Genomic DNA, 16,195 nt, shown 5'->3' with positions numbered 1-16,195 from the left:
ATAGATTGTAAAAAAGGGCTGGCTTCTTGATGTGACCCCTAAAAGTTAGACTTTATTGCGAAGTGGATTTTCCACTTCGCATTTTTCTTTTATGCTGCCAAGAGGCTGAGTCTGTATTCAACAGGACTCATCCATCCTAGTTTCTCTTTTATTCGTTGCTTGTTGTAATACTCTATATAGTTATCTATCGCTCCTTTAAGCTCGTCATAATTGTAATAAACTACTCCATAATACATTTCCTGTTTCATTATTCCAAAGAAGTTTTCCATAACTGAATTATCATGGCAATTTCCTTTTCTGGACATACTTTGAAAGATTCGATGTTCTTGTAATGTGTTAACATATACCTTCATCTGATAACCCCAGCCTTGATCTGAATGAAATGTTCTACGATATGGACAATCCGATGTGATTTCTATCGCAGCATTCATAGCATCCATTATATTTTTAGCAGATGGTGTTGGAGATACACCATAGCTTATAATTTCTCTATTACACAAATCCATAAATGGATCTAAATACAACTTTTTGATAATCATACGACCTTTAGAATCCACATCATAATATTTGAACTCAGTAGTGTCTGTTGTGATTTTTTGATGTGGGATTTTTGTATCAAAGCGTCTGCGCAATCGATTCGGAGCCATCTTACCTACTTTACCTTTATAGGAACTATACTTGCGGCTTTTTCTGGTAAAAGATGTAACTTGTAAGGATAGTTTCTGCATAATCCGTTGAACACGCTTCTTGTTCACAGAGTATCCTTGTCTGCGAAGCTCCCCTAGCATACGTCTGTAACCAAAGTCTTTATGAAACGAATGGATTTCCATGATTTTTTCTTCAAGTTCTTTACTAGGATTAACTTTGTCAAATCTTCTTTTTTGCCAGTACATGTAAGTTGCTTTTGAAAATCCAACAACTTCGAGAATATCTTTTAATTTGAAATCTCCTCGGAGGCTGTGGATGATTCTCGCTGTTTTTTCTGAAGAGCTTCCTCCTCTAAACGCAGCCTCCTCAATTCTTTTAAATAGGCATTCTCTATTCGTAATTTTAATAATTCATCTTCAAGCTGTTTTACATGCTCAGCGCTTGTATCTACAGGGGGAATGTCTGGTACAGACTGTACTTGTTTTTTCTTATTATTTGAATCCAACGATTTCTTACGACCTTTCTTCTTAGGTCTCAGAGCATCAGGTCCAGCAATTCTGAAATCATTTACCCATTTGGCAGGAAGTGCTGGATTATTAATTCCTTGTGATAAGGTTAACTCCTGAAAAGAGACTTCACTTGATAAATACAACTCTACCACATGAAGTTTAAATTCAAAAGAATATGTTTGATTTTTTCTGGAGCGCATTAATCCTTCATCACCGTATTCATGATATGCGCTAATCCACTTACGTAGCTGTGTGTTGGATCCTAGCCCATATTTGTTTGAAAGATAAGGGGTACCTCCATTTCCTTCCAAATACTCCGTTACAATTTTTTTCTTGAATTCAAAGCTATGTTTTGCCATGAAAAAACCGACCTCCCAATCGTTTGATTTTTGGTCTAACTTTTGGGGGTCGGTTCATCTGACAGCACAGCCCCTTTACTAGAATTAGTTATTTAACATTTTATTCCTGAGGCGAACCCATCATACAGCTCTAAAAACGGCTCTATCCCTTTTTTCATTGCAATGGTAATGGTATTATCCTCAAAAGTGAAACTCATATTTACACTGGAAAAACATTCATCTATAATACTGGTGCGAAGATGGAGCGTATTCTCCGTTACCCAGGCAGCAGAGGAAATACAATCATACTCCGTATCCGGAAATTTCTGTAGTTTCATGGTTCCAAAGCCAAAATCCAGCCGATGGGTTCCGGCAGGATTCGTATAAATAAAGCTTCCGCCGCTCTCCTCTCTCTGAAACTCGAAGCTGCAGCTTGATAGGAGCATCGGATTTCGTCCCAGCTCATAAATACTCCCAGTGATGTGTGGAGCTATGGCACAGGCGCTTAAGCCTTCCACCGTACTGACCTTAAGCCCCCTTAGAGTCTTAAGCAGCTTATCCTTAATAAAAGCAGCTTCCGGCAAAGGGGTCTGTTCTCCTGCTTTTAAACAGGGCAGTATCTGATGCCATAAGGCTTCATAGATACCTTGCACTCCATTTGGTATGGATAAGGTATCCGCTACTGTCACCAGCATAAAATCATAGTCAGGAAGACAGATAGCAAGCTGTCCTCCTATACCGTATAAAGCAAAACCATTGTTCCTGCATCTCCAGAACTGATATCCATATCCCTGCTGCTCTTCAATAACCGGCTGCAGACAGGTACTGATTTGAAAAGAAGTGGCTTCTTTCAGATAATCAGCAGGTAACAGCTGTTTTCCTTGATACACTCCCTTATTCATGCAGGTATAGGCTACTTTAGTGAGGTCCCTTACCGTACAAAGTAAACCGGACCCGCCTTGACTCACTCCTACGGGATCTTTAAGAATCTTCATCCCTTCAGAGCAGCCAAGGGGAATCAAGAGCTTCTCCTTCAGATAATCCAACATGGGCCTGCCGCTTAAGCGTTCCACCAGAGCAGCCAGCACATGAGAGGAGGAGGTATCATAACAGAAGCACTTTCCCGGATATCGATTGGGCTCTACAACAAAAAAGGTCTTCACCCAATCATCTATCTCCAGCTGTTTAAAGGTGGTATACCTATATGGTGTTGCCATTATAAGCATATCTCTAATGGTAGTCATGGCAAGATAGGGATGGACCTCCCTTTCCCCAAGCTTATCCGGAAAGTAATCACAGATATGGTCGCTAAGGGAGAGTTTCCCTTCCTCCTGTAATAAACCTATGGCCAAAGAAGTAAAACTTTTTGTAACAGAGTATACCCTATGCTCAAAATCCTTATGAAAAGGTGCGTAGTATCCTTCTGTAAATACTTTGCCACTTTTCATCATAGAAAAGCCATGAATGCAAAGCCCATCCTTTTTCAGCTCATCAATAAATCCCAGCACTGCCGCAGATGGTATACCTACACTCTCCGGCGTTGTAATTTCACTAAAAATATCCTTGTTTTGGCAAGTACTTAAATGCTTTGAATTTCCCATAGAACGCTCCTTCCTCCTCTCTATTTAATGCATACATACCTATAGCTGCTCCTGTAAATCTCTTTCTAACAACTGAAGGATTTTCTTAAGCCCGCCTAAATTCACTGAATTTAACAATGCTATAATATCCTTCATACAGCCCTCTCCTTCTTTTTTTTAAATAGCTTCCACTAATCTCATGGGTGTGTCTGAAATTCATAACACCTTTTTAAATATCCCACTTCGCAGTATGCATTCCCTGTTCTTCCCTTTGATGTATACTCATTTTAGATGAAACACTTGACCCGGTCACTAAAAATCCTGCTTCATTATCAAAGAGTAAACATGAAAGAACAAGACTTCTTATATTATTTTATAATATTTATCAACAAATTCCAAGTCCTGGAGATAGCACTTCCTTTATCTGTCACATTTCAACCAGATTCTACAACACAATCACTTCCCCGAAAGTACTGGAATCTTGCTACATGACTCAGGATTTTCTCCGGTAGGCTGATGGCAGCTTGCCAGCACATAGATCTTGTACCCGTTAAATTGCATTCATCAGGAGGAAATATAAAAAGCCGCCAGCGTTAAAATCGATCTGGCGGTCCTTTATTCAGCCGGGTTCTATTGTACCCCCATTATTGTGTACTCAAAAAAACTATACGCTCTTCTCTTCTGTCATAAGTTTAATTCCTAGCCTTTGCTTATTTTCCGCTGACAGCTGATTTAGCACATTGTTATTATAGAATAATTAATATATATAAATTTATGTTGGCAATTTAGTACCAGCATCTCAATCTCTGTTTACCAGTTCATGATATTACGGATTTCTTCCGTTAGCTTATCTGCCATCTTTCTATGAGTAGCCTTGGAGGGATGCCAGTCGGAGCCGATACCGTCTTCTTCTTTCTGTATCTCAAAGGCCATGGAATAGATTTCTTTATCCCCTTCTCTTCTCAGAAGTTCCACCTGACTCTCTACTTCAGGGTATAGGTCCTGCCCCATAGCTCCTAGGGTGCACAGTATTCTTGCACTGGGATTTAACCTTCTCACTTCTTTTACGAACCGGTAATATTCTCTTCCAAAGTCTTCTATCCTCTCTGCTACTCCTTTGGTATAGCTGGAATCATTGGTTCCAAGATTGATTATGATGCAGTGAGGGGTATACTTCTTATGATCCCAGACCTCCGGTGCCTGCTTCTTAAATGCAAGGTCGGCTGCCTTGTCCGTGTAAGGATACATCCCAGGCATAAGCCAGTCAGCATTAGGCTCCTCCTGATCTGTCCAGTTGGAGATGATTCCGATACCACTCCAGGATATTAGATGGTAATCTGCCTGCAGGCTTCTAGCAGTTAGGGCTGCATATGCTTCCCAGGGATTCTCCTGGCCTGTATTAAAGCTATCCGTATTCCAGACCCCTTCGTTTCCATAACCGCAGGTAATGGAATCACCTATGAATTCAAGCTTTCTTTCACTTGTATCAGCAGGCATTGGCTGTTCTTTGCTATCTGTGATAATTTCCTTGATACCGACTCTTCCAAAAGCAACTTCTGAATACTTTACCAGTCGTATCCTGGTCTCTTTCACTGAACTTCCTTTATAAAGCAAATAAGTTTCTTCTTCCTGTAATAGAGGAAAACGTTTTGAAGGTATCTCTTCGTCATCAACGAATACAGCAACCCAGGCTTTCAGCTTATCTTCATAATTTCCGGAGTCCGTCCATAATACGGCTTCTGCACAGGTTCCGGTAAAAATAAATTCAATGGCAGAGCAGGAATAATTCAAATAGCGGATATTATCCTGCCATAAAGTTCGTCCCATAACCTTTACATATTTCTCATCTGCCGTAAATTTCATATTTGGCTCCCATCTGCATGTTTTACATGCCTTTTCATTCATGATTTTTCTTTATGGTTCCTGGTTCCCTGCCTGCATCGTAAAAAAAACTTAATGATACCGGCTACAGCTGCAGCTCATACAGCTTTCTATAGATGCCGTTCTGATTCAGTAATTCCTGATGGGTTCCGCTTTCCCGTAATTTCCCCTTATGCATTACCATTATAACGTCTGCATGCTGAATAGTAGAAAGCCGGTGGGCTACCATAATGGTTGTCCTTCCGGTCATAAGCTTTTCAAGGGCTTCCTGAATCAGCTGTTCTGTCTCCGTATCAATATTCGCGGTGGCTTCATCCATTACCAGAATGGAAGGATCAAAAGCCAGGGTTCTGGCAAAGGATAAGAGCTGCCTCTGTCCGGCTGAGAGGGTACTTCCTCTTTCCGTTACTGCCTCTGCATAGGTATTGTTCAATTCCTCAATGAAATGATCCGCTCCCACATAACGGGCAGCATTTACAATATCTTCATCACTGATATTGTCATTTTTCAATCTTATATTACTCTTGATATCACCGGTAAATAAAAAGACATCCTGCTGTACTTGTCCGATGGCACTTCTTAGCTGATCCGTATCCATCTCTTTAATATCTACACCGTCAATGGTAATGCGCCCCTTTTGTATATCATAATACCTGCCGATCAGATTCAGGATAGAAGACTTTCCGGCACCGGTAGCTCCCACAAAGGCTGCTCTCTGACCGGGTTCTATCACAAAACTTACATCCTTTAGTATCCAGTTCTCTTCTTCATAAGCAAACCATACATGTTCAAATTCAATTTTTCCCTTCACTTCTGACAGTGCTGCAGGTTTCTCTGGACTTACTATCATAGGTTCCTCATCCAGTATGGTGAAGATCTTCTCTGCACTGGCCATGGCGGACTGCAGCGTGCCAATCTGCTCGGAAAGCTCCTGAATGGGTTCAAAGAAAGAACCGATATACTGTATAAAAATATATAAGGTGCCGATCGTAAGGGTCTCATTGATTACAGAGGAACCACCCAGTCCGATAATAATAACCATAGCAATTACAGAAAGAAAATAAATAGAGGGACGGAAGATTGCAAATACCATCATCTCCTTAAAGTTAGCCTTTAGCAGGTCCTTACTCTTCGCCTCAAACTCTCTCTGTTTTTCCTTTTCTCTGGCAAATATCTGAATAACCTTCATTCCGGATAAATGCTCTGACAGGTAGGTATTAATCGTCGTTAACCTTGTTCTTACCTGACGGTAGGTCTTTCTTGATATGTAGGTAAACAATGAGGTAAGTCCGATTATCAGCGGTATCAGCAGAAAAGCATACAGGGACATCCTGATATTCAAACTTAACATGACAATTGCCAGTCCGATGATCTTAATAATGTTCTTTATGAGCTTCACCAGGATATTGGCATACATTTCATTCAGGGCTTCCACGTCATTGGTAACCCTGGTCACGATTCTTCCCACAGGCGTTATATCAAAGAATCTTAAGGACAATTTCTGTATGTGCTCAAATACTTCCTGCCTGATATTATAGATAATATTCTGTCCCGTAAGGGATAAGATCCAGGTCTGAAGAAAATTGCAGAAAAAGCTTAAAAGCAGTACTATTAAATAAATTAATGCTATATGCTTTACTCCGTCAAAGTTCTTTTTGGCTATAAATTCATCTATTACCTGCCCCACCAGTATGGGACGGTATAGTTCCAGGCCTGTTATACATAAAACCAGCACCAGAGAAAAAAGTATCAGATGCCAGTAAGGCTTAGCATAGATCAACAGCCTCTTAAGGACACTTCCTTTGCTTTTGGTGCTGTATTCCAATGATTCTTCCATGTTCTCCTCCATTCCTGCACTCGCATTTTGCGCTTATAGATGTGACTTAAAGAGCTTCAGCCACAAATTTATGGTTGATAATCCGATGAGTCAACCTGTCCCCCAGAATTACCTACTAAGGAGCACAAAATATGCTTACTGCAACATTATACCGCCTCCAGCTGTTTCTCCAGCTGCTGCTTCTCATACATTCTTGCATAGATACCGTCTAAGCCAAGCAGTTCCTCATGGCTTCCGTACTCAGCCATCTCTCCGTTTTCAAGTACCAGTATCTTATCTGCATTCTGAACAGTGGATATACGATGTGCTATCATGATGGTGGTCTTACCTATACGGTCTCGTTTTAAATTCGATAGAATTTCTTCTTCCGTATTGGTATCTACCGCAGAAAGGGCATCATCCAGAATAAGGATGGGAGCATCTTTCAGCAGGGCTCTTGCTATGGAACTTCTCTGCTTCTGACCACCGGAAACCGTTACGCCTCTTTCTCCTACCAGCGTATCGTATTGCTGGGGAAACTCAATTATATTATCGTGAATGCAGGCAGCTTTAGCTGCTTCCTGCACCTTATCCAGATTGTTATCCAATGCACCGAAGGCTATATTATTACGGAGGGTATCCGAGAACAGGAAATTATCCTGTGGTACATAGGCAATATTTTCACGAAGGGTTTTTAGCGGAATCTTATTTATATCGTTCCCGTCTAAGGAAATCATACCAGGCTCTGAATTATACAAACGAAGGAGCAGGTTAGCAATGGTAGACTTTCCGGTTCCAGTTCTTCCAAGGATGGCAAGGGTAGAACCTTTTTCCACCTCAAGGCTTATCCCTTTAAGAACCTCAGGTGTTACTGCTGTAAAAGCAAAGGATAAGTCCTGAAAACTTATATTACCTTCAAGTTTATGAATGGGCAGCACATCCTCCCCGTCATATACCTCCGGCTTCTCTGTAAAGATCTGCTGAATCCTCTTCGCCGAAGCGATTCCCTGAGAGATAAAGGTAATACTGTCACCAGCTGCCAGCATGGGCCATACCAGCATACCTACATACTGATTAAAGGCTATAAAACGTCCAAGGGTAATCTCTCCCTGTATAACCAGGTAACCGCCGTAAAGCAGGGTAATAAGGCTGGATATTCCGATAATTATATCCAGCAAAGGATACTCGATTGCCTGAAGCTTCACAACACCGAGATTCTTCTGTTTATTCTCTTTATTGGCTGCTGCAAAGCTCCTGATTTCTTTTCTCTCCTGTACAAAAGCTTTCACCACCCTTACTCCTGAGATGCTTTCCTGCACCATATCAGAAAGTCCGGAAAAAGCCTCCTGCTTCTCGGTAAACCTTTTCTCAATGGCCCTGCCATAGATTATACCGCCAAAGGCAATAAAGATAAGCGGGATGGAAGCAAGTAAGGTCAGCTTCAAGTCAACATGCAGTATCATCTTACACAAAACCATAATGGTCATGATGATTGCATCAAAGGCACAGATGACCGCAGGTCCGGTTGCCATTCTGATAGCATTCAGATCATTGGTAAAATGGGCCATCAGATCCCCTGTTTTATTCTTATTGTAATACCCCATGGACAGTGTCTCCAGATGGGCAAACATACCGTTTCTCAAATCATATTCTACATTTCTGGCGGAACCAAAGATAAAATATCTCCAGCCAAACCTTCCAATAGCCATGATAAACCCTACACAGAGAATCTTCACGATTCCTGTCATAAGACCTTCCATTTCCAAAGTTTTAGCTTCCAGTCCGTCTGTAATATCCCCGGTGAACTGGGGAATGTACAGACTGGCTATGTCTACAATAAACAGGGTAATAACCCCAAGCAGATAAGACAGCCAGTATTTTTGTATGTGTTTAATAACTCTGTTACGTTCTTTCATCCCTAATGTCCTCCCTCAGATTCTGCACATCCTTTTATTATGTAGTATTTTCTCAGAGATTTCAAGATGAATTTAAACCTGGATTAAGCAATTTATACATCTGGATTTAACAAGTTTCATTATTGGGGCATATCATATTTAGACATTTAATACTCACAACTAACTCGTCAATGGCTCCTGAAATATTTACAGAATAATAAAAGTTCCTTACATCCTCTTAAATCTTAAGAAAATGACCGGAACTTTGTTAGTTTATCTTAAAGTTCTTACCAGAATACTTCTTGCCGGAGGGAATAGCTTCTGCTTAATTATCAGGTTCCACATAGGCTCCATCCTCTTCCAGGCACAGGAATATAGAAAATGCTTTCTTTTCATGTTGCTTGACTCATGCTGTTTTGCAGCCTCCAGAATATTCCGGAACCTGTAAAATTCTCTGTAAGCGTTATGATAACCCTCCTCTGCTTCCTCTTTGGTCATATTGGGGTGGTTAAATACCAGGTGTCTGGTGTCATAATCATTCCAATTTTCACTGGTTATCCTTCCCTGCTCCTTCATTCTGTTGTGCAGTGAAGTTCCGGGGTAAGGTGTTAACAGATGAAATGTAGCTGTAGTAATACCGCTTTCAATTGCCCAGTCAGTTGTTTCCTTAAAAGTATCAAGGGTATCATGCTCCATTCCAAAGATAAAGCTTCCATTAATCATGATACCCAGTTTATCCAGCCTTTTTATGGCTTTCTGATAATCCTGATTCAGATTGGAATATTTATTTTCCAGGATAAGATTTTCCTTTCGTATGGATTCAAAACCAATAAAGGCACTTCGAAACCCGGCTTCGTAAGCCTCTTCAATCAAATCGCCTTTCAACACGGAGCTTAGTGTTACAGCCCCCTGAAACACCTTCTTCATCCCCCGCATTTCCCGAAACAGCTCTCTGCAGAGCTTTTCGTCAGCAAACAGATTATCATCCAGAAAATAAAGATGCCGCCCCTTAAGGGTATCCAGCTCTTTTAGTATACGGTCTATACGACAGGTATAAAAGGATTTTCCTTTTTCGTAAAAGGAACTAACATAACAAAAGGAACAGCCATTGGGACAGCCTCTGGAGATGACCATAGAATTGGGTACCAGGTAACTATCCTTTTTTAGTAAATCTCTGCGGGGCAAAGGGAGATCATGAAGGGATACATTCCCCATTTCATAGAAGGGCTTTGCTCTGTGGTTTCTTAAGTCTTCCAAGAAGATAGGAAAAGAACTCTCCCCTAAGCCCTTAAGCACCGTATCCGCATGAGCTTTTGCCTCTTCTGGCAGTGTTGTTGCATGAAGTCCTCCCATAGCTACATAAACACCCCTATTCCTGTAATAGTCTCCAATTTCATATGCATGCCTGGCATTTGTAATATAGGTTTGTATGCAGACCAGGTCCGGCTGGTCGTTGTAATTTATCTCTTCAATATGTTCATCCATTATGGTTATCTCATCTTCGTCCTTGCATAATGCTGCGAGAGTAGCAAGGCCCAGCGGAGGGAAAAGGGAATATTTTATAGGGCGGTAGAATGGGCTTTTGGCTTCTGTTAAGGCAGGTAAAATAAATTTAATTCTCATCAGTAACCTCCTGATAATTAATTTCCAGGGTATTTTATAAATACAACATTTAAGTACATATTAACCACATGTTAACACCCGGCTTACATTTTCACTGTTTGATTTATTGAATAACGTTTCTATTTTGACTATATTCAATATATATTTATTGTAATACAATAAATATAATTATGCAATGATTAATTATAGGATACTCAATAGTAAGGTATTAATTTTTCGTACTCAAAATCAATTTTATAAATGTTCTTCCAGTACTTGTCCGGTTTAAATAATATATTATTCTTAGGTTTTTTTGTCATTTTTCTCCCATTGCCTGCATTGACTTAGCAAAGCAAGGTCTTTATCTTCTAACCCAAAATAAGTTAGTTCAAAATACAATAGAATACCCAAAAGATAAAATACAATTTGATTTATTATTGCTCCATTCTCCAACCATCCCCTCTCTATCATCCTGATATAACCAATGGTCTGAGTAACTAGACATGGAATAACCAGCTACTTTAATTTCAGCTACTGTTAACTTACCGTTTCCATCTGTATCTACACTATAAAGATTAAGCAATTCCTTTTCCGGTTCTATAGTCTCCGTTATTTGCTTCATCAGGATCAACATTATCAAAATCATCAATAACTTCATTTCCATTGATTATATATTCATAGAGATTAGACGGCATTTGAGTTTTTGAATCCAGATAAGTAATAGTTTCAACAAACTTCTCACATCCACCAGCTTCACGAATTACTTTTTTTCCATATACGCTTGATTTCCATGACGAATTGAGGGTACTGTCTTATACTTAGCAATAAATATAAAGCCACAATTTAGCTTGTAAAACAAAACAATTAATGGTATTATTTAGAAATAGATCTCCTTTTTTAGGAAGTTTAATAAAATTCATATAATAAAGGAGAATATCAAATGAAAATGAAAAAAATTATTTCTGGAGTATTATTACTTTCCCTGCTAGTTTGCAATAATGCGTTTATTGCTAAAGCCGAACAAGATACCTCAAGTAATTGGATGTCTGAACAATTAAAAGATTACGAACCATATCAAGAATTAATTAAAGAGTATCCAAATGCACAAAAAGTACAGAGTAATACGAATTATATTTTAAGTGAAATTGTATCAGATCAAAATGGTGTAATTATTAAAACAACTGAAAAAACTTTTTCTGATCAGGAAAGCATGGATAAATACCAAGAAGAAAAAGAAATAGAAAATATACAAACTAATTTTAATGTAAATACAGTTAATCCAGGTCAAACAGTATATAATACTACTTATACTCAAATGCTAATAGGACTAAGTTTATACAAATATACTAGTAACAGGTTTTTTGTCGCTTGCGTATATGATTGGTTGACTCCTCCTCCTGCTACTCTACTTGACTATACAAAAGGTATAGTTGGTTTAGCATTAGATAGTATGATGTCGATGGACGGTAGTACTTATGCAGGAAGAGTAACTGCTGTTCAGATAACATCAGGTAAAGTCGAAACTTACACATCATACAATGGCGGATTATCGATTCAAGCAACAGGTAATAATGCAATAGGATATTCCTTTAGTTTACCTTATGCTTCATCAGATGCTTATGGAGTTATATCATGTGAGGCTTATAAAAATTTCCCTAGTGTTAACTATTGTAGTGCATTCGGAGAATATGATAGTCTAAACTATATACTTGATATTAGTAATTTTAGCGTAAGTTACCCTTATGGAATCAGTATTGGTACAGCACATGTTAAAACACCCTATACAATTAATGATGCTTTGAATTTACAGTAATAGTAAGAAAAAAGGAGCTTACAACCACGACAGGTTGATAAATAACTTTCAAGGTTAAAAGTTATTTCCTGTTCTGTCGCACATTTAGAGAGTGTTAAATAGAACTACTTATATGTGTGCTTGAATGATGGAACTTATACTGATTAAGCAAATACCTACGATTTTTTTTATACTGCGCTGCACAAATTACAAGACTATAGAAAGGGCATGGTGAATATTCTTGTTGTCTAAAGTCATAATTTCGGCAACCGGAAGGCTATGGATTCACATCCGGAATATTCACATATTAATATGAATAAAAGTTTAAAAATAATAATATTTGGCTTCGCATTAATGCTTTTTGGCGGAACATTTTTTATAACCTGTGCTATATATAAAAGCGTCCTTTCTTATATGGTTTTGTTTTCTTATGGGTTATACATCGGTTTTATATTAATATTGATTGGGTTACTTACGTATAATAAAAAATAGTTTGCTACATTATTAGATTTTAAATACGGTGCCACAAAGTATAACTTTTAAGAACATCTGAAGAAGGGTTATCTCTTATACTAATCCAATTTATCGGCATTAAATAATTCAAGTATATATTACAATTAGGTTAAGGGTTATTAAATATGGTAAGGTACCAGTTCGCTTTACCGATACAGTAACCTCAGATTAACTACTTCTGCTTGCACTATCTCAGCTAATGGATTTATAATATAGCAGAAGGTCGCTTGACTAACTCAACAATTGAGAATAGCTATCCTACAACTTGTCATGGAAGAGGATAGCTATTTTTTTTATTTTTGAATAATTATTTAACTCAACTTCCCAGCAGATACTTCCAAACAAAGCCTGGATAAATGAGGCTTGAGACAGCATCCATTCCAGAATGATATATCTTGTAAACACAATGGCTGTATGGCTTACTATTGCACCATAATTATGGCTCTGAAATTCAGTACCCAGTTAAAAGATAGATTTAGATGATTTAAAGAAACACTCGATTGACCATCTATTTCCATAAACACGTATGATTTCTACATCTTACAGTGAAATATCTGTGCTTAGGATAATAAACATTCACTTTTCTTATTGTTTTTCGTTCAAATACAATCTTAAGAGGAATCCCTGTTTTAATTGTAACCACCAGTGAACCAATGATGTTTCTGGCACCTTTAATGTTTACAAATTTCTTTAATTCAGGAAGTGACTAGTCAAGGTAAGAAATTTGTCCCCACATTATGTATACCGAATGATTTTTACAAAGAAGGAGTCAAATGGAATCAGTTTAGTTTTTCTCAACATGAATCAGAAAAATATGAAAGTCCTCCTTCAAGAAGTTGGAGTGCAGGTGCAAGAGGATCTTATAATTTGATCTGGGGCTCTGCAAATGCAAATGGAAAAGAAACCGTAAATACAAAGAATCTGATGTTACAGATTTAAAAGTTAATTTTGAATATACTAGAGTTTTCTTAGATAGGCCTTGGTTTGATTCATACTTACTTGAGAGTAGATTGTGGTGGTGGAGAGCCACCTCTCTAAAGAAATTAACAAATCTATGTTAAAAGAGCTTCATGCCTCTGCTTCAGCTGGTTTTCTGGCTTCTTATATCGAGGTCGATATTTTACCTTGCGGGGCAGGTCAATGTTTCTTACTTCAAAAAAGCAGGCATCCACATAGTTGTAGAGAGTCTTCTCACTACACATAAGTTCATCCGCATGATTTACATATATTTGATGGATGGATTGTCCTTGCTTGATAAGCGGAGTGATGATGGCATTAATACGAAATAAGTCAGCTTCAGCAGCCATGATACCTGTTCTGCTTTCGGACAGTTTTTCGGAAAAGCACAGATGGGCATCTTCTGCATTATAGATGTACTTTTTCAAAGTGCATTTTCCATACTGTTTGCAGGCGTTACAGACATATGGTGTTTTGAATCTACCCTGACAGATTTCTTCTGAGAAATCCGGACAGTTATCATTACATTTGTTACAAATGCTACACTTATATGTAGATGAACGCGTGCAGGCGCTACCACAAACTCTCTTTGCTTTGCACGCAACTCTGTGGACACAAGCATTATAAGGATAGCTTGAATAACCGCTCTTGAGGTCGTAGGCATACTTTTTGATTTCTTTGCTATAGTGGTTCGGTCCTTACCAAGCTCTTTCGCAATGAAACCGAAGGACTGATTTTCACAAAGTCCCTTCTCAATGATGAGACGATCTTCAAAGGTTAAAAATTTAGACATAGACGACTCCTTTCCAATACCGCCAGTGTCTTAAGAATAACAGAAAAAGAGCCCAATAACTAACGGATCTCATTCGGCTGCGTAAATCCAGTGGACTTCCTTTGAGGATGAGCAAAGTTTTTCTCAATAAGTTAGAAAGGATTATTGATTATTTCTTATATTTTCTTTATAATTTAAATGTAATTAAAAGGAATTCAACCTTTAACACCGCTCCAAATATCTTATATAAATAATTCCTGCCTATTAAGACTCTATAATAACTGGCTGTATCAATAGTTTTTATCAGAATCCCAAACAGTACTACTAATAAAAAGGAGATAGGTTATGCGTTTAGGAGAAGTTAGTTTATTAACAAATGATGTTGTCAGACTTGCAGACTTTTACAAATTTCTGCTGGAAATACAAAATGGAAGCAGCGATGAAGTTCATCAAACGATTATTTCTGAAGAAACCATGCTTACCATCTATAACGACGGCTCAAGAAAAGATAATAACAACAATAACATATGTATTGCTTTTACCGTTGAGGATGTGGATAAGGAATACCAGAGACTGCTGGAAACAGGTGTAGAAATAATGGATAAGCCGGAAACCCGCCCTTGGGGAGCACGTAATATGAGCTTTCTGGATCCAGACGGAAACAGGATTTACTTGCGCAGCCTGGCAAAATAATATACTACAAAGCCGCTAATATCTTAAATCTTCGCAGAAAATCCCCTTTCCTCTGCTCTGATTGCCATTGCAGGGAAAAGGGGATTATTCAGATGAATTTACGGAACATAGAAGGTATCGATCATTGCCTCTATTCTGGCACCATAACCTTCTTCTGCTTCCAGATAGTATTGCGTTTCAATGAGAAAGACCTTACCCGCTTCACCAATCACACGATATTTGCGTATCACTGAATCCCAATTATATCCTGTTTGTACTGTGACTTGTACGTCCTTACTGGAATCCTGTCCCTTCTCAGTGTCATTTGATATGGTTACACTACGATGGCCTTCCTTTGATAACCTTTTATAGAGTTCTTTGGAATATTCCTCAACAGTGGTATCCTCTAACCGGCTGATATTAACATAGATATACGGATATATCGTGGGATCCGGATTATCTGCAAGAAAACTGTCTGTATTCTCCTGGCTTTCCCTTTTAAATCTCTCAGAATCGTATACTATTTCATAGCCTTGCTTACTTTTATAACGTTTGCCCTGGACCCTTTCCTCTGTACCTTCAATGCTTACGTTCATAGCTTCATCGGTTTCAGAAACTTCCCCGGCTGCTGATCGGGCTTCTGAAGCTCTGTCACCACCAGCTTCCGCGCCTTCTACACGCCTTGCTTCCGCCATTGACCTGATGCGTTCTTCTTCTGTCTCAGTGGCTGCTTTCGCTTCGGCGGCTCTTGCTTCGGCTTCCTCGTTACTTTCCGCCTCTGCCGCTGAGTCTTCCTTTCCGGTATCCTTTACAACTGAACCTTCCTCCGTCTTTTTATTGTCTTCAACGACAGCTGCAGCCTTATCTTCAGATTCTGCCAAGACTGGATCTTCCAGGTTTAACTGAGCGGAATCCTCAATAATAACTGGTTTCTTTTCTACTTCAGCCTTGTTGCAGGCAGACATACTGATGGCAGCTGCCAGAAATAACGTGGCTGCTAATACTTTCTTCATATTCTTTCCTCCAATCCTTAATAAAGCTCCCGGTTCTTATGGAGGGTTATTCCTTCCTCGGTTCCCGGGATTATTTATTATGCCTTTATTTTAGGCGTCGGATTTATCAGAGTATTAATCAACTTGTAACAGAGTTGTAAATATATCTGGCTTTCCCCAGCAGCTTTACGGGGTTCCTACTCCCATACAACCCGCCGGGTACACGGT

At 38.9% G+C, this 16,195-nt stretch carries 12 protein-coding genes; 2 read left to right on the top strand and 10 right to left on the bottom strand.

Annotated features, from left to right (window positions below):
- Positions 1 to 89: 89 nt before the first annotated feature.
- The 7 genes from BR73_RS28155 to BR73_RS27135 all read right to left on the bottom strand — a co-directional run bounded on the left by BR73_RS28155 (position 90) and on the right by BR73_RS27135 (position 10,915).
- Positions 90 to 1,516, bottom strand: a protein-coding gene (locus BR73_RS28155; RefSeq protein WP_242860624.1) for an IS3 family transposase whose coding sequence is annotated in 2 segments (ribosomal slippage) — positions 90 to 991 and positions 991 to 1,516 — 1,428 coding nt in all. Because the reading frame shifts where the segments join, the coding sequence is not laid out codon by codon here.
- Between the two features lie 92 nt (positions 1,517 to 1,608).
- Positions 1,609 to 3,096 (bottom strand): serine hydrolase, encoded by a 1,488-nt coding sequence (locus tag BR73_RS0104890; RefSeq protein ID WP_081848541.1) that lies wholly within the window; start codon positions 3,094 to 3,096, stop codon positions 1,609 to 1,611.
- 789 nt (positions 3,097 to 3,885) lie between these two features.
- Positions 3,886 to 4,938, bottom strand: a complete 1,053-nt coding sequence (locus BR73_RS0104885) for an SGNH/GDSL hydrolase family protein (protein ID WP_033164614.1) — start codon at positions 4,936 to 4,938, stop codon at positions 3,886 to 3,888.
- A gap of 103 nt (positions 4,939 to 5,041) precedes the next feature.
- The gene (locus tag BR73_RS0104880) at positions 5,042 to 6,793 is read right to left on the bottom strand and encodes an ABC transporter ATP-binding protein (protein WP_242860623.1); all 1,752 of its coding nucleotides are present in this window, start codon (positions 6,791 to 6,793) and stop codon (positions 5,042 to 5,044) included.
- Positions 6,794 to 6,939: 146 nt separating this feature from the next.
- Positions 6,940 to 8,688, bottom strand: coding sequence for an ABC transporter ATP-binding protein (locus BR73_RS0104875; RefSeq protein ID WP_033164612.1), 1,749 nt, complete (start codon positions 8,686 to 8,688; stop codon positions 6,940 to 6,942).
- Positions 8,689 to 8,940: 252 nt separating this feature from the next.
- Entirely contained in the window at positions 8,941 to 10,290 is a 1,350-nt protein-coding gene (locus tag BR73_RS0104870) for a radical SAM protein (RefSeq protein WP_033164611.1), read from the bottom strand.
- A gap of 367 nt (positions 10,291 to 10,657) precedes the next feature.
- Positions 10,658 to 10,915 (bottom strand): hypothetical protein, encoded by a 258-nt coding sequence (locus BR73_RS27135; protein ID WP_051684974.1) that lies wholly within the window; start codon positions 10,913 to 10,915, stop codon positions 10,658 to 10,660.
- Between the two features lie 294 nt (positions 10,916 to 11,209).
- Between BR73_RS27135 and BR73_RS0104860 the strand changes: the two genes are divergently transcribed.
- Positions 11,210 to 12,082: a hypothetical protein gene (locus BR73_RS0104860; protein ID WP_033164610.1), complete on the top strand. Its 873-nt coding sequence runs from the start codon at positions 11,210 to 11,212 to the stop codon at positions 12,080 to 12,082.
- 1,544 nt (positions 12,083 to 13,626) lie between these two features.
- On the opposite strand, the gene BR73_RS27130 is transcribed toward BR73_RS0104860, so the two are convergent.
- On the bottom strand, positions 13,627 to 13,959 hold the full coding sequence (locus tag BR73_RS27130) for a hypothetical protein (RefSeq protein WP_051684973.1): 333 nt from the start codon (positions 13,957 to 13,959) through the stop codon (positions 13,627 to 13,629).
- On the bottom strand, positions 13,956 to 14,324 hold the full coding sequence (locus BR73_RS27125) for a helix-turn-helix domain-containing protein (protein WP_051684972.1): 369 nt from the start codon (positions 14,322 to 14,324) through the stop codon (positions 13,956 to 13,958). Before BR73_RS27125 ends, BR73_RS27130 begins: the two co-directional genes overlap by 4 nt.
- Positions 14,325 to 14,648: 324 nt before the next feature.
- Between BR73_RS27125 and BR73_RS0104845 the strand changes: the two genes are divergently transcribed.
- The gene (locus BR73_RS0104845; RefSeq protein ID WP_033164608.1) at positions 14,649 to 14,996 is read left to right on the top strand and encodes a VOC family protein; all 348 of its coding nucleotides are present in this window, start codon (positions 14,649 to 14,651) and stop codon (positions 14,994 to 14,996) included.
- 98 nt (positions 14,997 to 15,094) lie between these two features.
- On the opposite strand, the gene BR73_RS0104840 is transcribed toward BR73_RS0104845, so the two are convergent.
- On the bottom strand, positions 15,095 to 15,988 hold the full coding sequence (locus BR73_RS0104840) for a hypothetical protein (protein WP_033164607.1): 894 nt from the start codon (positions 15,986 to 15,988) through the stop codon (positions 15,095 to 15,097).
- Positions 15,989 to 16,195: the final 207 nt, after the last annotated feature.

This window comes from Clostridium sp. KNHs205 (assembly GCF_000702945.1).
In the GTDB taxonomy this organism is placed as follows: Bacteria; Bacillota; Clostridia; order Lachnospirales; family Lachnospiraceae; genus Anaerocolumna.
Note: the sequence above shows the minus strand (reverse complement) of the source record. Positions and strands in the feature narration are given on the sequence as shown.

Bases quoted from the DNA above. Each gene is read 5' to 3' on its own strand.
- BR73_RS0104845 (WP_033164608.1), top strand. From the start codon at position 14,649: ATGCGTTTAGGAGAAGTTAGTTTATTAACAAATGATGTTGTCAGACTT.
- BR73_RS0104870 (WP_033164611.1), bottom strand. From the start codon at position 10,290: ATGAGAATTAAATTTATTTTACCTGCCTTAACAGAAGCCAAAAGCCCA.
- BR73_RS27135 (WP_051684974.1), bottom strand. From the start codon at position 10,915: ATGATTTTGATAATGTTGATCCTGATGAAGCAAATAACGGAGACTATA.
- BR73_RS0104860 (WP_033164610.1), top strand. From the start codon at position 11,210: ATGAAAATGAAAAAAATTATTTCTGGAGTATTATTACTTTCCCTGCTA.
- BR73_RS27125 (WP_051684972.1), bottom strand. From the start codon at position 14,324: ATGTCTAAATTTTTAACCTTTGAAGATCGTCTCATCATTGAGAAGGGA.
- BR73_RS0104890 (WP_081848541.1), bottom strand. From the start codon at position 3,096: ATGGGAAATTCAAAGCATTTAAGTACTTGCCAAAACAAGGATATTTTT.
- BR73_RS0104840 (WP_033164607.1), bottom strand. From the start codon at position 15,988: ATGAAGAAAGTATTAGCAGCCACGTTATTTCTGGCAGCTGCCATCAGT.
- BR73_RS0104880 (WP_242860623.1), bottom strand. From the start codon at position 6,793: ATGGAAGAATCATTGGAATACAGCACCAAAAGCAAAGGAAGTGTCCTT.
- BR73_RS0104885 (WP_033164614.1), bottom strand. From the start codon at position 4,938: ATGAAATTTACGGCAGATGAGAAATATGTAAAGGTTATGGGACGAACT.
- BR73_RS0104875 (WP_033164612.1), bottom strand. From the start codon at position 8,688: ATGAAAGAACGTAACAGAGTTATTAAACACATACAAAAATACTGGCTG.